The organism is Pseudovibrio sp. Tun.PSC04-5.I4 (assembly GCF_900104145.1).
Lineage (GTDB): Bacteria > Pseudomonadota > Alphaproteobacteria > Rhizobiales > Stappiaceae > Pseudovibrio.
This window is the reverse complement of record NZ_FNLB01000006.1, coordinates 2,584,086-2,603,950: the sequence shown is the minus strand read 5'-3', so window position 1 is coordinate 2,603,950 and position 19,865 is coordinate 2,584,086. Positions and strand designations below refer to the sequence as shown.

22 protein-coding genes are annotated in these 19,865 nt (G+C 49.4%); 9 read left to right on the top strand and 13 right to left on the bottom strand.

What is annotated here, in order from left to right; all coding sequences use genetic code 11:
- Positions 1–390 precede the first annotated feature (390 nt).
- Both BLS62_RS17370 and BLS62_RS17365 read left to right on the top strand, forming a co-directional pair.
- Entirely contained in the window at positions 391–603 is a 213-nt protein-coding gene (locus BLS62_RS17370; protein WP_093183260.1) for a cold-shock protein, read from the top strand.
- 90 nt (positions 604–693) lie between these two features.
- Entirely contained in the window at positions 694–912 is a 219-nt protein-coding gene (locus BLS62_RS17365; protein WP_093183258.1) for a cold shock domain-containing protein, read from the top strand.
- 328 nt (positions 913–1,240) lie between these two features.
- Here the strand turns inward: BLS62_RS17365 and BLS62_RS17360 are convergent, their stop codons facing one another.
- Together BLS62_RS17360 and rocF are read right to left on the bottom strand one after the other, a co-directional pair.
- Positions 1,241–2,269, bottom strand: a complete 1,029-nt coding sequence (locus BLS62_RS17360) for an ornithine cyclodeaminase (protein ID WP_093183256.1) — start codon at positions 2,267–2,269, stop codon at positions 1,241–1,243.
- Positions 2,270–2,305: 36 nt separating this feature from the next.
- Positions 2,306–3,232, bottom strand: a complete 927-nt coding sequence (gene rocF / locus BLS62_RS17355) for an arginase (protein ID WP_093183254.1) — start codon at positions 3,230–3,232, stop codon at positions 2,306–2,308.
- Between the two features lie 120 nt (positions 3,233–3,352).
- On the opposite strand from rocF, the gene BLS62_RS17350 reads away from it, so the two are divergent.
- Positions 3,353–3,805, top strand: coding sequence for an Lrp/AsnC family transcriptional regulator (locus BLS62_RS17350; RefSeq protein ID WP_093183252.1), 453 nt, complete (start codon positions 3,353–3,355; stop codon positions 3,803–3,805).
- A gap of 83 nt (positions 3,806–3,888) precedes the next feature.
- Here the strand turns inward: BLS62_RS17350 and BLS62_RS17345 are convergent, their stop codons facing one another.
- Positions 3,889–4,881: a zinc-dependent alcohol dehydrogenase family protein gene (locus tag BLS62_RS17345; protein ID WP_093183250.1), complete on the bottom strand. Its 993-nt coding sequence runs from the start codon at positions 4,879–4,881 to the stop codon at positions 3,889–3,891.
- A 129-nt stretch (positions 4,882–5,010) separates the two neighbouring features.
- Between BLS62_RS17345 and BLS62_RS17340 the strand changes: the two genes are divergently transcribed.
- On the top strand, positions 5,011–5,901 hold the full coding sequence (locus BLS62_RS17340) for a LysR family transcriptional regulator (protein WP_200798534.1): 891 nt from the start codon (positions 5,011–5,013) through the stop codon (positions 5,899–5,901).
- A gap of 244 nt (positions 5,902–6,145) precedes the next feature.
- On the opposite strand, the gene BLS62_RS17335 is transcribed toward BLS62_RS17340, so the two are convergent.
- Both BLS62_RS17335 and deoD read right to left on the bottom strand, forming a co-directional pair.
- Complete coding sequence (locus tag BLS62_RS17335; RefSeq protein WP_093183246.1) at positions 6,146–6,388, bottom strand: YgjV family protein; 243 nt, start codon at positions 6,386–6,388, stop codon at positions 6,146–6,148.
- Positions 6,388–7,116, bottom strand: coding sequence for a purine-nucleoside phosphorylase (deoD, locus tag BLS62_RS17330; RefSeq protein WP_093183244.1), 729 nt, complete (start codon positions 7,114–7,116; stop codon positions 6,388–6,390). The genes BLS62_RS17335 and deoD overlap by 1 nt, the downstream gene beginning before the upstream one ends.
- 96 nt (positions 7,117–7,212) lie before the next feature.
- On the opposite strand from deoD, the gene BLS62_RS17325 reads away from it, so the two are divergent.
- Both BLS62_RS17325 and BLS62_RS17320 read left to right on the top strand, forming a co-directional pair.
- Positions 7,213–7,872 (top strand): Crp/Fnr family transcriptional regulator, encoded by a 660-nt coding sequence (locus tag BLS62_RS17325; RefSeq protein ID WP_093183242.1) that lies wholly within the window; start codon positions 7,213–7,215, stop codon positions 7,870–7,872.
- A 75-nt stretch (positions 7,873–7,947) separates the two neighbouring features.
- Positions 7,948–8,631, top strand: a complete 684-nt coding sequence (locus BLS62_RS17320) for a helix-turn-helix domain-containing protein (protein ID WP_208990923.1) — start codon at positions 7,948–7,950, stop codon at positions 8,629–8,631.
- Positions 8,632–8,639: 8 nt separating this feature from the next.
- On the opposite strand, the gene BLS62_RS17315 is transcribed toward BLS62_RS17320, so the two are convergent.
- On the bottom strand, positions 8,640–9,029 hold the full coding sequence (locus BLS62_RS17315; protein ID WP_093183238.1) for a VOC family protein: 390 nt from the start codon (positions 9,027–9,029) through the stop codon (positions 8,640–8,642).
- A 175-nt stretch (positions 9,030–9,204) separates the two neighbouring features.
- Here BLS62_RS17315 and BLS62_RS17310 point away from each other — a divergent pair, with 175 nt between their 5' ends.
- Both BLS62_RS17310 and BLS62_RS17305 read left to right on the top strand, forming a co-directional pair.
- Positions 9,205–9,393, top strand: coding sequence for a hypothetical protein (locus BLS62_RS17310; RefSeq protein ID WP_093183235.1), 189 nt, complete (start codon positions 9,205–9,207; stop codon positions 9,391–9,393).
- 13 nt (positions 9,394–9,406) lie between these two features.
- Positions 9,407–9,865 carry a hypothetical protein gene (locus BLS62_RS17305; protein WP_208990922.1) on the top strand — a complete coding sequence of 153 codons (459 nt, stop codon included), beginning with the start codon at positions 9,407–9,409 and terminating at the stop codon, positions 9,863–9,865.
- Positions 9,866–9,892: 27 nt separating this feature from the next.
- On the opposite strand, the gene BLS62_RS17300 is transcribed toward BLS62_RS17305, so the two are convergent.
- Both BLS62_RS17300 and BLS62_RS17295 read right to left on the bottom strand, forming a co-directional pair.
- Positions 9,893–11,020 carry a hypothetical protein gene (locus BLS62_RS17300; protein WP_093183229.1) on the bottom strand — a complete coding sequence of 376 codons (1,128 nt, stop codon included), beginning with the start codon at positions 11,018–11,020 and terminating at the stop codon, positions 9,893–9,895.
- Positions 11,021–11,062: 42 nt separating this feature from the next.
- Positions 11,063–12,322, bottom strand: coding sequence for an IS256 family transposase (locus BLS62_RS17295; protein WP_093176470.1), 1,260 nt, complete (start codon positions 12,320–12,322; stop codon positions 11,063–11,065).
- 533 nt (positions 12,323–12,855) lie between these two features.
- Here BLS62_RS17295 and BLS62_RS17290 point away from each other — a divergent pair.
- The gene (locus tag BLS62_RS17290; protein ID WP_143521581.1) at positions 12,856–13,119 is read left to right on the top strand and encodes a hypothetical protein; all 264 of its coding nucleotides are present in this window, start codon (positions 12,856–12,858) and stop codon (positions 13,117–13,119) included.
- 88 nt (positions 13,120–13,207) lie between these two features.
- Here the strand turns inward: BLS62_RS17290 and BLS62_RS17285 are convergent, their stop codons facing one another.
- From BLS62_RS17285 to BLS62_RS31080, 5 genes are all read right to left on the bottom strand, one after another.
- Positions 13,208–13,675 (bottom strand): hypothetical protein, encoded by a 468-nt coding sequence (locus BLS62_RS17285; RefSeq protein WP_093183224.1) that lies wholly within the window; start codon positions 13,673–13,675, stop codon positions 13,208–13,210.
- Between the two features lie 201 nt (positions 13,676–13,876).
- The gene (locus BLS62_RS17280) at positions 13,877–14,371 is read right to left on the bottom strand and encodes a hypothetical protein (RefSeq protein ID WP_093183221.1); all 495 of its coding nucleotides are present in this window, start codon (positions 14,369–14,371) and stop codon (positions 13,877–13,879) included.
- A gap of 213 nt (positions 14,372–14,584) precedes the next feature.
- Positions 14,585–18,172, bottom strand: a complete 3,588-nt coding sequence (locus tag BLS62_RS17275) for a hypothetical protein (RefSeq protein ID WP_093183218.1) — start codon at positions 18,170–18,172, stop codon at positions 14,585–14,587.
- Positions 18,147–19,406 (bottom strand): IS256 family transposase, encoded by a 1,260-nt coding sequence (locus BLS62_RS17270; RefSeq protein ID WP_093175281.1) that lies wholly within the window; start codon positions 19,404–19,406, stop codon positions 18,147–18,149. Before BLS62_RS17270 ends, BLS62_RS17275 begins: the two co-directional genes overlap by 26 nt.
- 71 nt (positions 19,407–19,477) lie before the next feature.
- Positions 19,478–19,642 (bottom strand): hypothetical protein, encoded by a 165-nt coding sequence (locus tag BLS62_RS31080; protein WP_159436551.1) that lies wholly within the window; start codon positions 19,640–19,642, stop codon positions 19,478–19,480.
- Between the last annotated feature and the right edge of the window lie 223 nt (positions 19,643–19,865).

Genomic DNA, 19,865 nt, shown 5'->3' with positions numbered 1-19,865 from the left:
AAGGCGACTACCCAAATGTGCAAAATTGCAAGCGCTGGGCACACTACGTGCATGCACGGCTGTGGTGTAATGTAGAAGATGAAAGGTTTTTAAGAAAAATGCCTTAGAGGAAGGTTCGTGAGATAGGGCCATTAGGTTTATTTTCTTGATTTTCTAAGAAAAATGTCGTATGTCACAGAAATTGATGCGCTGTGATTTGGAAATAACGCATCTCAGACTCTCGGTTAGAGTACCCATAGATTGATAGCTATTGCAAACACATGCAGTGACGTTTTTGACCTAACGACCTTTCCCGACATTCTGCGAATCTTGGCTTGCGTCTAATGGGCGCTTGTATGGATTCACTACACCAAGTCATCCTTGTAAGAGCAACGGGAAAGGACCCCACTTATGCCATTAAACGGAACAGTAAAATTCTTCGATCATTCACGTGGCTTTGGTTTCATTGCGCCAGAAGACGGCAGCAAAGACATCTTCGTGCACATCACTGCACTTGAGCAGGCTGGTATCGCTTCTATCGACGAAGGTGACAAAGTTTCCTTTGAAGCAGTAGACGATCAACGTGGTCGCGGTAAAAACGCAGCTAACATACAGCTAATTTAATAATGTTATGGCGTTCTGTTATGAGCTTGCTCAGACAGAACGCCATTCCACTAACTCAATATCTTATAGACAAATAGAAAGAAGGTAAAATTGAACCTAGTACAATTCGGCACCGTGAAAAGCTTTGATCATTTGGCAGGCAAAGGCTGGATTACTCCAGACGATGGAAGCCACGACATCATGGTAAAACGTGCAGCAGTAAAAAAGGCTCGTCTTGGGCAAATCTGCGAAGGCCAAACCCTCGGTTTCCGCGTCTCAGGTACTGCCTCTTCGGCAATTGACCTATGGGCGACATTTTCAAACCGATAATCGCTTGTAACCAGACCAACATCTTCTTGTTTGAGACCTGAAACGTCGTTGATATCGCACTTTGCTTTGTCCGAACGTGTCTCCTAAAACATCTCAGTCTTTCAATTCTGATATGCTTGGCCTTAATATTAAGGCACACCTGCATCTAATAATTTTAAGCTTATGTCACGAGAAGTAGATCTGGTATTCAGATTAGAAACCGTGCGTAGACAGTAGATTAAGTTCACCTACTTGATCCTGGATTATTGCAGAAAAAAAGCGCCTGTCGTGTGGACAGGCGCTCAAACCCCGCGTGTGCGGGGAAAAGTACTTTGAAAAGCAGCTGTTCTTATTCGGCAGCTTGCTTAACTCCTAAAAGGCCGAAGAGATTACGTGGGTCAGCTGGCTCAGCAATCATTTCCAGATCCTGAACGTCTTCATCCTGCTTCACCAGATCATAGATGTAACGAAGGCCCGAGAAATCTTCGATGGCAAAGCCAACGGAGTCAAACAAGGTGATGTCACGCTCAGGGGAGCGCCCTTCAACAGCACCGGTGATCACTTCCCAAAGCTCAGTAACCGGATGATCAGCATCCAACTGCTGGATCTCACCTTCAATGCGTGTCTGCTCTGGGTATTCCACGAAGATCTTGGATCGCAGCAGAATGTCTTTGTGCAGCTCGGTCTTACCGGGGCAATCGCCACCAATCGCGTTGATGTGAACACCAGCACCAACCATGTTGTCGGTCAGGATGGTTGCCGCCTGCTTGTCAGCTGTCACAGTGGTGATGATGTCCGCACCGGCAATTGCTTCTTCTGAACTGCGGCAGATGGTGATGTTGAAACCCCTGTCGCTAAGGTTTGTTGCACACTTCTCGGAGGCTTCACCGTCTACATCGAACAGACGCAAGGTTGTGATGCCCATGACCGCTTTAAACGCCAGTGCCTGGAACTCGGACTGCGCACCATTGCCGATGATTGCCATGGTGGAGGAGTTTGGACGTGCCAGATGCCTTGCAGCCATAGCGGACGTCGCAGCCGTGCGCAGCGCAGTCAAAACAGTCATTTCAGAGAGGAAGAAAGGATACCCGGTATCAACATCCGCCAGCATACCAAAGGCAGTGACAGTCTGCTTGCCTTCCTTGGTGTTTTTTGGGTGACCATTGACGTATTTAAAGCTGTAAAGCTCACCGTCACTAGTTGGCATCAGCTCGATTACGCCAACTTTGGAATGGCTCGCAACGCGGGGTGTTTTGTCAAACAATTCCCAGCGGCGGTAATCTTCTTCAACGTATTCGGTCATGCCCTTCAGAACAGTCTCGATACCTTGTTTGTTCACCAAATCCAAAATTTTAGAGACGCTTACGAACTGGACCATTGAGGTTTCCTAATATGTTTATAATGTTTTTTGAGATCAAGCTCGGTTTGGATGGTCCAGCACTTGCTTACCAAATAAGCTGGAAACCAAGTCTGTCATCAAAGTCGCCGTACGGCCGCGTACATCCAAAAACGGGTTGAGCTCCACGAGGTCAACAGAGGTGACCAACTGGCTGTCGCAGAGCATTTCCATAATCAGATGAGCTTCGCGGAAGGTTGCGCCACCCGGAACCGTTGTCCCAACAGCTGGCGCGATATCTGGCTCAAGAAAGTCCACATCGAAGCTCAAGTGCAAGCGCCCGTTGGCTGCCTTCACGCGTTCAAGGAATGCGGTGATTGGCTTAGCCACGCCATTCTCATCGATCCTGCGCATATCATAGGTCTCGATGCCGGTTTTTTGCAGGGCAGATCGCTCAGCATTATCAACGGAGCGCAAACCCATCATGCAGATGTTCTCTGGTTTGATCGCTGTTTTCAGCTCCGGGTAATACCCATCAAAACCTGAGAGCCCGCAAAAATAGGCCGCTGGCGTGCCATGCAGGTTGCCGCTGGTTGTGGTGCTGAGGTTATGGAAATCCGGATGAGCATCCAGCCAGAGCACAAACTGCTCCTGACCCGCTTCTTCCGCAGCCCGCGCAATACCGCTGACAGTACCCGCAGCCATCGAGTGGTCGCCACCGAGGAAAACAGGAAGGTTTCCGTTCTGCATTTCCTCATAAGCAACGCTATGCAATGCCTCGGTCCAGCCAATTGTATCACTCAAATGGTGGACAGCGCTGTTAGAATGAACCCGGTCCGGACCTGCCTCTGGAAAAATATTCCCACGATCTATAACGGAGTAGCCCTGTGCTTCCAGAGAGCCTTGCAGTCCGGCAGTTCGCAAAGCATCCGGCCCCATGAGGCAGCCTTGGATGTTGGTTCCTGTCTGTACAGGCGCGCCGATGAGCACAACAGTATTTTTCATTCCCACTTCCCGATAGGTTTCGATAATGGACATTATCCGGGTGGAAGTGGCGGTAAAAAGCTGTCATTGTGATCAAAATGGTGGTTACATTGATCAGATTGGTAAGTAAGGTTACGCACTTTGGATGATATAGATCAAAAAATCATCGCGACACTACGTAGAAACGCAAGGGCGAGCGTTTCTGAATTGGCGCTTGAACTGAAGATTTCTCGCTCAACCGTGCGCGCTCGTATGGAACGTTTGAAAGCAGCTGGGGACATTCTCGGCTACACCGTTGTGTTGCGTGGCGACGTGTTCGAGCAGCCCGTACGCGGTATCATGATGATCAAAATTGAGGGCAAGGGGACGCAGCGTATCGTTGCCCTGCTCAATAAAATGACTGAGATCACGGCACTGCATACCACAAACGGCAAGTGGGATCTTATTCTGGAACTGGGAACAGACACGCTCACCCATTTCGATGATGTCCTTCGCCGGGTCCGCCTGATTGACGGCATCGCCGCCAGTGAAACCAACCTGTTGCTCTCCACAAAACGCTCCAGCAACGCCACCCGCAGCATCATTTTGGACTGAGGATAATTGTTGCGTTGGCATGGTCATCTGAACTGAAACCGCCGCCATTGCATCAAGTGTGCGTTGGCGGTGGTCTTCATTGTTTAGATCTCTGCGTTGAAGCCAGTCATAACGATTTTGCCAACGGCTGTACCAGATTGAAGTTTGGCATGAGCCTTGGAAACGTCTGCTACGGAAAACTCGGAGTCATCGAGCAAGGGTGTGATTTTTCCGTCGTCCACCAGCTTGGCGATCTGCTCCAGAATTTCACCATGAGCACGACGGTTCTTGCCTGTCACCATTGGAATGAGCATGAGTATGCTGTGGAAGCTAAGACCTTTCAGAGCGACCTGAAGCACATCTGTGATCGGTAGGGTTGTTGCAACAGCACCGTTGAAACGAACAGCCTCAAAGCTCTTCTGAATGTGATCACCAGCAATAGGATCAAACACAGCATCAAATCCCTGACCATCGGTAATTTCAGCAATGTAATCTGCGACAGAAGTCACCTCGGCATTGACCACATGGTCCGCGCCCAGAGTTTTTGCAGTTTCAAGGTTTTTCACCAATGAGGTGGTGGTTACATCCGCACCAAGTGCCTTTGCCAGCTGGACAGCAATGTGACCAACACCGCCGGTTGCGCCATGAATCAGCACTTTATCGCCTGCGGAGATCTTCATCTTCAGTACCAATGCTTCCCATGCTGTAATGGAAACCAGAGGGAGAGCAGCGGCTTGGCGCATGGTCAAAGAGCTTGGCATGTGTGCCATCAAGTCAGCATCGACCAGCATGTACTCACTAAGAGCGCCATTGATGCCAGCCACGCCGCCAGCACAACCATAAACCTTATCGCCTACTTTGAAGCGCGTAACATCAGCACCAACCTTTTCAACGATCCCAGCAACGTCACCGTGCAGAACCTTAGGGAGGTTTTCGGACCATGGGGTCTCAGTGGAGCGCAGCATTGTATCAAGCGGATTAACGCTGGTAGCGCAAACCTTAACCACCAGGTGACCAAGAGTTACTGAAGGATTATTAATCTCGGCTAGCTCAAACGCATCGCATTCACCCAGGCCGTTTAAAATCATAGCTTTCATCGGAAACCTCATTTGTTGTTGTTGAGGTGAACTTATTATTGCAAACTCTGCGGAACAATGCGGCACGCAGCAAATCATTTTTGCATAAAAAGCAATAATGACTAGAGTTGATCAGGTGAGGGGATCGCTATGATGAAACGCATCGCTTATTTCAATGCGGTCATGGAAGAGCATAGTATAACGGAAGCAAGTCGTCGGTTTGATGTGCAGCCCTCGTCCGTCTCCCGGCAAATCGCCAGCCTCGAAGAAGAGTTGGGCGTTCGGCTGTTGAACCGAAACACAAGACAGGTCTCGCCAACGGAAGCAGGCCTGCGGTTCTACAGCTACTCTCGGCAAATCCTCTCTGATCTGGATGAAGCAAAACGAGCAGTCAGCGATTTGCAGCTGGAACCGCAAGGGACCCTCAAAATCAGCTCAAGCGTGGGCTTTGGCGAAACCGTTATCCTGCCGCTCGTGCCGCAGTTTATGGCCAGCTACCCTAAGCTGAACATCACGGTAGAACTGACAGAGCGCGTTGTTGAGTTAATCACGGAGGGTGTTGATGTGGCGATCCGAAGTGGGAAACTGGCGGATTCCTCTCTCATTGCCCGGCTCCTGCTACTCAATAACTTCATCATCTGCGCCAGTCCGACTTATCTACGGCAGGTAGGAACGCCGGAAGAGCCAGCAGATCTAGCAGGGCATACCTGCATCAAGTATGGGTACGCGGGTTGGAGCAACTGGTTTCAGATCTCCGATAAGATTGAGAGACTATCACTCGGAGATACGCTGGAGACAAACAGCGTCAACGGTCAGAAGCAGCTGATCTTAAATGATGGCGGCTGTGCACTTATCCCACAATGGGCTGTGCGGAAGGAGTTGAAAGCGGGAGAGCTTGTTCACGTCCTGCCCGAACACACCTTCAGCCCCCACGGTCAGGAAACATCCACCTACGCAATTTACTTAAAACGAGAGCTCATCTCTCCCAAAATCAAGGTGTTTACCGACTTCATCACCAAACACATCAAAGCAATTTATTGAGTGGAACTACTTTTCAAATTGGCAAAATACAATGGTTCACTTAACTGACGACTTCATCACGAAAACGGGTGAGCACTGAGGTGAATATTCTGAATTTTGGTGTTTCGATCTATGGCATCACGTTAAACAACCAACGAATGCAAGTCGGTCCACATAAGCACCAGCTCATAAAAAAGCCGGAGGCGGGTGTCCGCGCTCCGGCTTGTTAGTTTGATTTATTCTGGCTTGTTCTTAGGTGAGAGCCTTACGCTTCTAGTGGCGTAAGTGCTTGTTGTTGTTCTTTTCTCAGTTTTGCCAGATGGTAAAGGTTGATGAACACGCAGATGCCGTTGAGCAGCACAACCGGGTAAGCTTCCACTGCCAAACCGTAGGCAGTGAACAAAATACACCCGACCAGATTGATCACGCGAAGCCACACGACATTGCCCATCAAAAGGGAAGTCATCACAGTGAATGAGGCCAGATAGCCTACAAATTCCATGTTCATTATGCGTCAGCCGTTTCTGGAAGTGTTGCGTATGCAGTTTCCAGCGCGAGTTCCATCATCTGGTTGAAGCTGGTCTGCCGTTCTTCCGAAGTGGTTTCTTCTGCTGTAATCAGGTGGTCAGAAACTGTGAGAACACAAAGCGCTTTCACGCGGGCTTCTGCTGCAATGGCAAACAAAGCTGCTGCTTCCATCTCAACAGCCAGTACACCCATTTTTTGCATGGCAGGCAAAAGAGCAGGGTTGGAGCCGTAGAACAGATCACCCGAAAGGATATTCCCGAAATGCGGTGACAGCTCCAGCTTGTCAGCAGTCTCAGCGCAGGCGCGCAGCAATCCAAAATCCGGAGCTGCAGCGTAATCATAACCTGCAAAGCGATCGCGGATCATGGAGGAAGAGGTACTGGCACCGGTTGCAACAATAAGGTCGCGCAGTTTCAGGTCTTCAGAAACACCGCCACAGCTACCAACACGGATGAGCTGTTTAACACCATAGAAGTTGATGAGCTCGTGTGCATAAATGGAGATCGACGGCATACCCATGCCATGCGCCATAACGGAAATGGATTTACCTTTGTAATCGCCAGTAAACCCGAGCACGTTACGCACATTCGTAACTTCACGTACATTTTTAAGATAGGTCTCTGCAATATACTTTGCGCGAAGCGGATCACCCGGCATGAGGACTGTTTCAGCAAAGTCTCCAGTCTGGGCGTTGATATGCGGTGTCATCAGATTCTCCTATGCAGCTGTCATGGACCACGCTAGAAATATCTCCGATTCGATAACAGGACATTTGTCCGTATCTCTGAATTAAATAAAGCAAAAATGACAATTAAATCACTTGCTCAAATAGGACACACAGAAGTGACGCAATGGATCAAAAATGGTCCGTTTCTTCTGCGCCATATGAAGCCCGGAGAGTACTTGCTGAGGCAAGGGCAAACCCTCAGGCACCTGTATTGGATTGAGGAAGGCTACTGCACAGTTAGCTATACGGCAGCCAATGGCCGGCGCTTCAGTCATGGCAGGTTCAATATTGAGGATCGCCTCTATGGAGAAGTCGAATTTCTGACCGGAAAGCAAATCCAGTTTGATATTCGCTGCGATGGCCCTGTGAGCGTGCGGATAATCCCGACTTTAGATCTGGAGGCGCTGTTGGTCCAGCATCCTCATGTGGGTATCTGGCTAAGCCAGTGTCTGGCAGAGACCTATCAGGGGGTTATGGATCGTGTCACCTCGCACTTCATGTACCCACTGGCGTATAACATCGCGAATGATTTGCTTTTGCGCGAGCTAGGCAACAAACCGCCCATCCAGTTTGAACGCGTCTTCCGCGAGGCCGAGCGCTTTGGCTGTTCAGAACGTGTCTACCGCCGTGCAGTCAGCCAGCTCATTGAGCAAGGACTGGTAAAGAAAATGGGCCGCGAACTCAAAGTCGCCAACAAAGACAAACTGGAACGTTATCTGGCCGAAGAAGAGCAGTAGAGAAAGTGGCAACGGAAAACTATTACTTGTATACGGTACAAGCAAGCAACCGTGAGCATCATATGGAGAGGAACGTTGAGCGCAGCTACACCGCAAGCCAGCATAAAACCCTCCCTGCCACACACAGTTGCACAGGTTTGGCATCATTCCGGTCAACTCGGGGGATCAGGCCCAATCCTGCCGGATGGCTGCCGCGATCTGATCGTCACAGAACTGGAAGGCCAGCGCCCGCAGTGGCGTGTAACCACCCTCTACGATAGCCCGCAACAGCCAGAGCGCATGTGCGTCCAGCGGATGATAGGATTTCGCCTCGCGCCGGGTGCGCAGGTGAACGACCCAGACCTCATCACTGCCTTAGGCCAACTCCAATCCTGGGATGAAGCAACGGTCTGTGAGCTCCTGCAAGATTACACCCAGCTGAACTCAAGGGCGTCCGAGGCACTGGGATGTCTTGCGGAGGAGCAACAAACCATTGCCGCCTCCGCGAGAGCGTTGGGGGTGACGCTCAAAACACTGCAACGCACGTTAGCCCGGCACACCAACCGCTCGCCTGTGTATTGGCGACAGCTGGCACGCATCCGGCAAGCCGCACGTCGCATAAACCAACCTGAAAGCTGGGCAGATTTTGCGTTGGAAACCGGCTTTTGTGACCAAGCCCACATGACGCGAGAATTCCAGCGTTGGTTTGGCGTATCACCCATGCAATTCGCTGGGCACACGAGCTTTCAGCAGCAGGTCAAATCCATCGCATTCGGTTAAAGCAGCGCTTAAGCGGGAGCCGTCACCGGCGAGCAGATCTCAATCAGAAATCCATTTGTGTCGGTCACGTAAGAGGTCGTCTGTCCCCATTCTTCCTGCTTCACATCCTGCACAAGCCCAGCTCCGGCTTTCAGCGCTTTCGCCAGTCCACCCGCCACATCATCGGTCAGAAACGCAATCTCAAAGCACGGGTTCTTGGCATCTGCACGGGCAGGGGATTTACCGAGGTCTTCCATCAGTTTGAGAGAGGAGAACGCCAGCGTGGTTTCTCCGGTGTTGACCTCACCAAAGTCTCCTTCCTGGGTAATCATGCCGGGTGTCACGTCAAACGCCTTGCAGAAAAAGTCGATCGTGTCGCGTGGGCTTTCAACGTACAAAATAACATATTTAAAGTGCATGAGATTCCTCCTGTTTTCACGGGTAAATCCTAACGAGCCATCAAATCCGCGTATTGAAAAAATGCGACATGCCCGCACCCACATGAGCAGGAGGTCACACTAGCCAGACGAGGGGAATCTGCTAGTGTTTGCGCATAATCCAAGCCGCTACTCCGGCGACCAGTGAGGCTCTCCAATGCGCAATTTCCGCAACATCTTATATGTGAGTGTCACCTGCTTCCTCAGCGGGTACGGAGCCTACTTCGCCTACACAGCATTTTACCAAGGCTCGGTGTTCAATGTAATTGCAGGCACGTTGATCTGTCTGGTCGGCGTCTTCGGGCTCTACGGCACGTTCTTCGGCAAACCAAACGACACAAAATAATACTGGAATTTTTATGACGGACCTACTGGCCTACAAGGCGAAATCCGGGCGTTTTGAACCTGTTTGGACCATCGAGATTCAAACCTTGCCCGAGGATACAGACCGTATTCTGGATGCGGTGATGCAGGTGCATCCCCTCAGTTTCGGGCGGTATCAGCGCAACGCCAGCATTTCAGCACTCGGCAAAGAAACAGCACAGCCGGAAGCCAACTCCACCACCACAACGCATATTAAGGGCTTTGAGGCGGGCATGACGGAAACCTACCCTATGGTGGAACTCAAAATCTCCATAGAGCGGGACCTGAAACTGCTGGAAAAAGTAATGGATGCAATCATCTACGCACACCATTACGAGGAGCCCGTCATCTTCCTGCGCGAAGACTGGGCCAGCAGAGCAGCCTACAACCCCAAAAGCGACAACCCAAACAGATGGTGGAACAACGGCAAGGGGATGCCTGAGAAGATGGAGTGATATCAAGAGAAGGTCAGCAGTAGTCTCCTATTCTTCCAGCATGCTTTCCCACCATTTATTTAAAGTTACCTCCACGATATAAACGAACAGATTTAGGCATATAGGCAAATCTTCTCTTGACCAAGTTGCCCCTAGTGTCGAAACCGCTAGTCCAACTGTACCAACTTCTGCGGGAGCATCCCACTCTTGATGTTGGAAGGGAGAGGCACACATAGGAGCTGGAAAGGGTTTCCCATCATGCAGGGCAAGGGATCTATATTGATAAATCAGTCTCATTGCTTCGTTGAAGGTTTCGCCTGAAAAATCTAACTGGGAGTTTTTGTGAGGCCTCTTTTTAGGTGGGGAGGGTTGAAAATGAGCTATAAAATCCAAAAATTTCTTTGTTGCTTTTTGACTACCTCCTAGAACCCTTGCGACCTCTTTGAGTACTCTGTCGTCGGCATTTTCTTTTAGATATCGGGTTAATTCTGGTTGAGTATGTTCAAAAGCATGTAAAGATTTGGGGTTTTTTGGTTCGTGGAAAACAGCGGCGGTTTCCAATGCACTTGTCAGCATCAACCAAGCTTGTTCAGGAGCGCTTTCGACAACCCAAAGGGCTTCCTGAAACAGTCTGGCGGATTTTATGAGTGGCGTGAATTGTTCCCTCGTTAGTTTGCCAAGCTGATTGAGAGTTACTAGGTTGCACAGTTGTGCAGATTGAAAAACGCGAGGAACAACCTGTTGGTTTCTCTTGCAATGTAAGATCGGTGGAGGGCTTCGTTCTGGTTCGGGTTTCCCCAAAGGGTCCGTGTTGTCGAAACCAAATGATCTGATCTCACTCCCTGCCTTTAAGCGCACTCCCAGACGAAGAGAAGCAAGTGCTGCAATTTCGTCTTGTGTTCCTCCAGCGTGATATTCTTTGTCTGAAGTTTCTCGGGTGAATTTAGGAAGAACACTAGCTAATTCAGCATACCAGCGAACCCTTAGGACAACAGCGGGCCGAATATTGCCAAATTTCTCATCTGCTGCCATGAGATTGAGGAAGTTGTAAGGGCAGTCGCCGTTTATCTCTCCCTGAAACCAAGCATCTGAGTACAAATTAAATTCTGAAATTTGATGGACTTCTTGTGCCGCATCGTAGGCCTTCAGATTGGCATAGGATTTTAATCCATCCATAGGCCCAATTTTGGAGCTAACCGCAAAAGTTGGTGATGGGTTTCAGGCGGCGTGATTTTGGTTTGCATCACTCTCGATGCCATTTTTGAAGATGACACCCTGTATTATCTTAGGCAATTGATTTTTGCCTCTCAATTTCTGCCAGCGCTTCTCCGCTGCCTTGATCAGCATGAAGACCATTGGCATTGCAGTATCCCGGGAGAGGCAGTTCTTGGTCTGCCTTGTTCTGTGGCGCACAGTCGCAAAGGTTGATTCAATTGGATTGGTGGTTCTGATATGCCCCCAATGCTCAGCAGGAAAGTCATAAAAAGCCAACAGTTCGATCCTATCCTTGGCAAGGCATTGCGTGGCTTTGGGGTATTTGGCCTCAAATTTCTCTATGAAAAGATCAAAAGCCGTCTCAGCATCTACGCGGTTCTCTGCCATCCAGATATCCTGTAGATCTTTCTTTGCTTTGGCCTGCAAGGATTTAGGCATTTTGCTTAAGACATTCATTGTCTTGTGGACCCAGCAGCGTTGAGCTTTTGTTGTGCTAAAGACTTCCCGCAATGCCGCCCAGAAACCCAGAGCACCATCACCGACAGCCAACTTCGGTTCGATCTGCAAGCCGCGAGCTTTGAGAGCAAGCAGTAGCTCCCGCCAGCTCTGAGTATCTTCCCGGTAGCCATCATCAAAGCCAATCAGCTCTTTCTTGCCTTCCGGTGTTGCCCCGATCAACACCAGAATACAGCGACTTTCCCGTTCTCCCCGGGCTTTCAGATAGATGCCATCTGCCCACATATAAACGTAGTTGCGCGCTGACAGGTCTCTGGTTTTCCACTCTTCCCATAAAGATCGCCAGCTTTTGACAAGGCCGCGGATGACATCCGGTGAAAGGTTGGGGGCATCAACACCCAACAAAGCACTCAAAGCTTGCTGAACATTATTGGTAGAAACCCCACGCAAATAGAGCGCTGGGATCAATTCATCAAGACTGGTTGAACGGCGCAGATAATTAGGTAACAGATTGGAATGGTAATGAATTTTCTCTTCTGCATTCTCATCTCGATCCCGGATCCGAGGTTTGCTGACCGTGACTGGCCCAACGCCAGTCTGGACCTGTCGCTCTGGCAAATGCCCATGCCGAACCACCCGCTGACGGCCATCTGGTAATTTTAAGTCCGAGTAAAGCGAAAGCACGCTCATGACTTCACTCTCAATGGCCGCTCGCAAAAGTTGCTGTGCACCCGAACGCAAAACTTCCGTAAGTGCATCTTGAAATTCCCCTGGCTGCACAAGCGGGATAACACTATCATCTGTCATAGGCGTATCAGCTCCTCTGGAGTCAAAAGCAAGCCTCAATCACTTGCTATGATACGCCGCAATTCACTCCGTCACCAAGATTCACCGTTAGCTCCCAATTTTGACGGGATCCATCAGCTAATATCCAATATCCAAAGTACATTTTGCACGAGTCGCTTGCTCTGAGTTTCGCTCTATTCGCATGCTTTGTACATAATCGGCTCTCCTTACACCCCACCAACTCCCTGCCTTTATGGGGTAATTCCATTTCCTCTCATTGACACCCGCTGCTAGACGTCGCATCCTTGAGTTGAGGCGTCGAAACCTTTTTTGCTTAGCGGTCACCGCAGCCGTAATACGCGGTCTTTTTGTGTCTGGAGTTAGCTCTCCAAATGCAAACTCTCGCTTATGGGCGGGAGGGCGGTGAATATAATACCCTTCACGGGGGAATAAACCCGCCTGTCTAAGCCAGGTTTCGAACCTCCCGCTCGCCAGTGGGCCGTCGAAAGCTCTATGCCGAGCGGATCATTCAACCGCCTGCTTAGAGGTATGATATGACGACCATTGGAAATGAGAATAATGCCCATATGTCCCTTCGCAATGAAGTGGACCAGCTTCGCCTTTCAGCCAACCACCTCAAAAACCTAGTCTATTCCATGAGTGTGATGATGAGTGAGCGCATGGAGCATACACAGGAATATGAGGCGTTGCTGACGCTGTTTGACACTGTGCGCAGCCACATTGAAGATGTGCAGGGAAGTAGCGAAAAGATATCGGAATTGCTCGATCCTTGCGCGCTGGACCTATCCAAAACCTAATAAGCAGAGAGAGATGGCAGAGGCATAGCCTCCGCTAAACTTGCCTGAGAGGCGCAACGCTTCTCAGGCTTTTACGGTAGGGTTCAAATTAGAACTGAACTGGAACAGTCTCGCCAGTAGAGATCTTACACTGGCCAACACCACCATCAGAAAAGCCAAAGCTTGGGTTACTCAAAGTAATCTGGCACTGCATGGAGCGAGCCGCGCTAAACAGCACGCCTCTGGCTTTGGAGCTGTAAGTGGTTGAAGAGCTGGAGGAGAAGAAAGAGTCTTCGTCATCGTCCTTGTCATCACCAAAAACAAACCCGTCCTCAGTTCCTTCAGTCTGCTTCTTTTCAGTCACCAGCTTACCGGTAAAAAACTCACCGCTGGAAAGGGTCGCAACAACAGACGCGCCGCCATTATCAAGAAACTCTTCAGTCACCTGAAACGTCACGCTCTGCGAGTTCTTGCCGTCCTTGCTAACAACACGCCCTTGCCCCGTGGTGGTAGACTGACAACCAACCAAGGCCGAAAAAGCAGCAACGCACACACCAACTTTAAAAATATTATTCATTGTAGTTCACCAATCTCGAGGTATTGAATATCGGTTTCAGCTGCCTTGAGGTCGGTTCCTAAAACCCAACACCACAGCCAAAAGCCCCTGAACTGGCAGTAGGTCAGGGATGCGAGGGTCAGCAGTCACAAAAAGCACAGATAGCAAAAAGAACCGCGCAATTTAGCTCATCACACGGCCAATGGACAAGAAACAAAGCCCCTAAAACTCAACGGGGAAAGCACCGCCGTTGGAAAGCTGACATTGCCCAACACCACCATCAGAGAAACCTGCACGTGGGCTGCTCAAGGTAATCTGACAGCGCATGCTGCGTTTGGCACTGAAAAGCACGCCCCGCGCGATAGGACTGTAAGTGGTTGAATAGGTGGTGATGAAGAACGGGCCGTCATCAAAATCGTCAAACCCATCATCGAAGTCGTCAAAGTCATCAAACCCATCGCCAAAGCCATCGGTCTCTCCAACATTGGTGGACTGGCGTTTGGGGGTCACAAGCTTACCGGTAAAGACTTCTCCATCAGGCAAAGTTGCAGTGGCCGCAGCTCCACCACTGCCAAAAAAACTCTCGGTGACTTGAAAATTAACATCCTGCGCACCCTTCTTCCCCGCAATCCGTCCTTGCCCGACAGTGGTCGTCTGGCAAGCAGCAAGTGATGAAAAAGCAATAACGCACACACCAAACTTGAAGATGCTTTTCATTCTGTAAGTCCAATCCCGAATTTGAAAGCTCTGGCAAATACCGCTGAGGCAGTCTTTCAAAAAAAGATTTCCAAACAGATTCAAACACCACTTACATTCTGCTGTAAGCAGTCGTCATTCACAACAAGAAATAGGGGTGTAAGAGCACGCAATCCCTGGCTGAACCACGCACAAAATGATGCGGCAATAGCAGTCACCGCACCAATCTACTCATCACTTCTTTCTTTTGCGCTTAAGCGCGGCCTTCAACTTATGCCGCTTGGAGCTTTGCAGTTTGATAAGCTTTTCCATATTAGCAATAAGCCCGTGCATGGCTCCAAGTTCAGCATCTGCCAACGCAAAATTGGCGGTTTTCAAGGCCGCTTCAGCTTTAAGCGCGGTCTCGCTGGCTGTCTTACTATGGTCAGTAAATGTCAGCAGCTCCTGCTCGTCCTTGATAAGATTATGCTGCCCATAAAGTTTAGTGACTTTGTTATTGGCTTGCTCAAGAACCTGCTGGTAGTCATCGATTCTAGCAGCAGTGGATTGTCCACGTTCAAACGCAATCTGAACACTCTCCATGGTGATCTGCGCATTCTCAAGAACGTCTTCAGCCTTGCCATCCTCTCCCGCTGCCAGCAAGGCTCTTGCCTTATCAACAAACGCTTTGGTCTTGTCGTACATACTCTCAAAGTTTGAACGCTCTTCACTAAGCTTGAACACCTCCTTGTTGGAATTGTAAGAGTTCAACTCACCTTGAAGGCCATCAATAGCAGCAAGAATACGCTCACCTTCACCAACAACCGTTGTGGTGTCGCCAGTCTCGGCCTGCTCTTCCTCTTCAGGAGCAAGAGGCTCAGCTTGGTTCAGCAGCTCTTCCAAAGTTGCCATGAGCCTTTCGACCTCAAGGATCTCTTTCTCAGCGGCCTTGCCATTGCTGGCCTTCATCGCAGCTAACATACGTTCAACACCTGAAAATGCCGTGCCATAGATTTTGTCAAACTGGCCAGACAGGGATGTATCGCCTTCCAGACGTGGCCGATCTGTAGAAAGACGCGAAAGAGCTGACTGGACATCAGAGCATTGGATAATCAGGTCGGTCCGCGCTAAGTCCCGGTCACTTTTAGCAACCGCATAAGCTTCCGCCAGTGCTTGCTTGTAATCTTCAGCCGTGTTGAGGGTCACCTTTGCAACTTCCGTCTGAGAAGCTTTGATCGCAGCTCTCAAATTGGCAAGATTGTCCTTCGCTATGCTGTAGGCCTTATCAAATACGGTAAGGTCAATACTCCAGTCATCAAACTCGGCACGCTTGGCGTAGGTCTCCTCCGCACCTTGCTCATAATAGGACGCGCCCTCTGTGATCCCGTTCATCAAGGATGCGAGGATTGTTCTGCTGTTGTCCTGAATCCGCTGCAAGAGGATAAGAGCTTGCTTGGCGCCGGAAATTGCGGCCTTCGCGCTTTCAATGTTGCCCGAGCTAACCAAGGCCGTCGCTTCCTCACAGCGCTCTAGAGCTGCAGCATAGGCATCCTCAAGGTTCTTCACGTACTCATCAACACACATCGGCCGTCCTTGGCTAAAGGTGGTATGGATCGCCGTGTTGATCTGCGAGGCCTGCGTTGCAAGCTCTTTCTGTTCACTCGTGCGAGGATCATCTGCAGTGGACTCTTCAGGAGCCTGTTCTTGAGGCGCTGCGACAACAGGTTCAGGCTCTGCTTTCGGGTCTGTCGTTTGAGGTGTCTGAGTGAGGCAGCTCTCAAGGTTTACAATTGCAATTTTGAGCTTTGCAAGTATCGCACGGGCGTCTTTGGTTTTGCCCTCTCCGATATAACCCTCCACCTGAAGAGCAAAGTCCGTGGCAATCGTGTTGTAACTCAGGAAGTCGTTTTTATGATCCTGATTTTCAAGGGCGATGCCTTGCTTATAGACTGCATTTATTCTGTCTTTTGTTTCCTCAACTTCAGCGAGGAAGGTCTCTACCTTTGCTGCCGTATTGAGACCGCGCTCATAAACCGTTTCCAAACCATCCAGCGTAACCCGTGCGTTCTCTAAAACGTCTTCTGCCTGCTCAAACTTCTTTCTAGCGAGAAAATTGTCCGCCTGATCAGCAAATCCAACCGCTTTGTCATGTATGTTTTCAAAGATTTTCAGCTCCTCTGTATCTTTGAAAACAGTTCGTTTCTTGCTGAATTCTTCAATACCATCTCGGACTTTGGCAATGGCCTTTTCAAAACTCTCTTTGGCCTCTTGTTCTGTTGCTGCCGTGCTTATTTTTGGCATCCACAACAGGCTCTCAATGTCTCCCTTCAGCCTTTTCATTCCGTCTTGCGAGTTGTCAATTGCTTGATATGCCTCATTGATACTCTGTGAGGTGATGCAAGCCTCGGCATAATCTATGCGGGCATCAACCTCACCACAAACACTATCAAACTTCCTGAGTTGTTTGGCTCCAAAATCACTGAGTTCAGCAAGTTTGGCAAAGCTCACTCGATTATCAGCAAGGCCCGCGAATTCTTTCCGAAGTAACACTATCTGATCTGCAACTACGTCAAGGGCAGCCTCGGCTTCTTTAACCAGCCCCTTCATCTCTGCGATGCTGTTGCGCACATCTGACATTCTGGATTCTGCTGATCGTGTATCACCTGCGAGCAAATCAGATTGTGCGCCGACAACACTGGTTTTAGCCGCTTGATGAGCGTTTTTAAATTCTGCGAAATTCAAACCGTGGTTTTTTATAAGGTCGCGTTGCCCATCAACTGACTCAACCGTTTTGTTTAGTGCTGCCACATCTTTAGAAAGCTGTTTGATATAGTCGGCATCACCGTTATCCGCAGGTGTGATTTCAGCCTCTTCGGAGGAACTGCCTTTGGCCTGCAAAAAGATCTGTTGCAACTCCGTCAACCGCTTTTCTGCATCCTGGGCGGCGCTGTCAATTTCCCTGCCATGCTGTACTCTGATGGCTGCATTTGCTCGAGCTGTGTCCGCAGTGGCAGCGTTGTAAACCCTATCAAAAGCAGACAATTGCGCGGGATCGTTCTCAAGTTCTGATCTTTTGGTAAAGAGCTCTGCAATGCCTCGCTCCGCCATTGATACTTTGAGGAAGAGCTCAGCTTCAGCCGCATCAACAAAGCGCTCTGCTTTTTGACTTGCTTTTGCGAACTCGTTTAATTGTTCTTTGGATGTAGCAAGGGTCTTATCTACGTCAGCCACAACGTAGCCATTAATCGCTTTATTCATTTCGGTAAAATTGTCGAGCGCACGACTATAAGCATCATCAAATTCTGTAAGGTCGATATCCCATTTAGCGAAATCGTCTCGGCCTTTATAAAGCGCTTCCACCTTTTGTTGGTGTTGCTGGGCTGTCACCTTAAGTTCTTTGAGCTCTTCTACCGCAACGCCCTGACCCTTCTGGTAGGCAACTTGCATTGTGCTCAGGTATTGATCCCCTTTGTCCAAGTGCGCTGTCATCCCGGCAATATCAATAACACCGTCAGCATTGGGCTTGATGATGATCTTGTTCGCCAAATCCACTTGTTCTTTGGCAAGTGTTTGAGCGTCATCAAAGAGCGAGCGATTATCCTCATCAACGAAAACAGGCCGCCTTTTACCCGCCACACGAATGGCTTTGTCCAATGCACGCAATCGTTTGTTAAGCTTCGCCTTTCCAGCTTTGTAAGCGTCCGTCTTCGCCGCTAACTCATCTTGCTGTTGCGGTGGTTCTTCGCCCAATTCTGGATCATTAAGAGACACGTCATCCAGGGAAACATGAGCTAACCGCAAAAGTTGGTGATGGGTTTCACGCGGCGTGATTTTGGTTTGCATCACTCTCGATGCCATTCGTGAAGATGACACCCTGTATTATCTTAGGCAATTGATTTTTGCCTCTCAATTTCTGCCAGCGCTTCTCCGCTGCCTTGATCAGCATGAAGACCATTGGCATTGCAGTATCCCGGGAGAGGCAATTCTTGGTTTGCCTTGTTCTATGGCGCACAGTTGCAAAGGTTGATTCAATTGGATTGGTGGTTCTGATATGCCCCCAATGCTCAGCAGGAAAGTCATAAAAAGCCAACAGTTCGATCCTATCCTTGGCAAGGCATTGCGTGGCTTTGGGGTATTTAACCTCAAATTTCTCTATGAAAAGATCAAAAGCCGTCTCTGCATCTGCACGATTTTCCGCCATCCAGATATCCTGTAGATCCTTTTTCGCTTTGGCCTGCAAGGATTTAGGCATTTTGCTTAGGACGTTCATTGTCTTGTGGACCCAGCAGCGTTGAGCTTTTGTTGTGCCAAAGACTTCCCGCAATGCCGCCCAGAAACCCAGAGCACCATCTCCCACTGCTAATTTCGGTTCGATCTGCAGGCCACGAGCTTTGAGAGCAAGCAATAGTTCCCGCCAGCTCTGAGTATCTTCCCGGTAGCCATCATCAAAGCCAATCAGCTCTTTCTTGCCTTCCGGTGTTGCCCCGATCAACACCAGAATACAGCGACTTTCCCGTTCTCCCCGGGCTTTCAGATAGATGCCATCTGCCCACATATAAACGTAGTTGCGCGCTGACAGGTCTCGAGTTTTCCACTCTTCCCATAAAGATCGCCAGCTTTTGACAAGGCCGCGGATGACATCCGGCGAAAGGTTGGGAGCATCAACACCCAACAAAGCACTTAAAGCTTGCTGAACATCATTGGTGGAAACCCCACGCAAATAGAGCGCTGGGATCAATTCATCAAGACTGGTTGAACGGCGCAGATAATTAGGTAACAGATTGGAATGGTAATGAATTTTCTCTTCTGCATTCTCATCTCGATCCCGGATCCGAGGTTTGCTGACCGTGACAGGCCCAACCCCAGTTTGGACCTGGCGCTCTGGCAAATGCCCATGCCGGACCACCCGCTGACGGCCATCTGGTAATTTTAAGTCCGAGTAAAGCGAAAGCACGCTCATGACTTCACTCTCAATGGCCGCTCGCAAAAGTTGCTGTGCACCCGAACGCAAAACTTCCGTGAGCGCATCTTGAAATTCCCCTGGCTGCACAAGCGGGATAACACTATCATCTGTCATAGGCGTATCAGCTCCTCTGGAGTCAAAAGCAAGCTTCGAACACTTGCTATGATACGCCGCAATTCACTCCGTCACCAAGATTCACCGTTAGCTCGGGAAACATCGTCAAGGAGCACATTTTCCAACTCCGCCTCTTCTGAGGGAGCTTCCTCTGCAATAGGAAATTTCCATTGAAGATGTTTATAAATTTTTTGAGCCCATTGGTGTTGTTCCGGGGTGAGCTTTTTCACAGGCATCAAGAAACTCCGAGATTGAGATATTTATTGGACTTGTTCCAATTTCTATTCGAGTAATTATGCGTTGTTTTTGGGTTGATCTGAGAATAAATAACTGGAGTAGTAAAAAAATAACTATGAATACTTTGCGAGTTTGGAATAAAAATTGACTATTATTTGGGGTTGTTATGAGTTTTTGATAAGAACGATTGACGAAGGTTAAATTAAACTACCGCAATTTCGA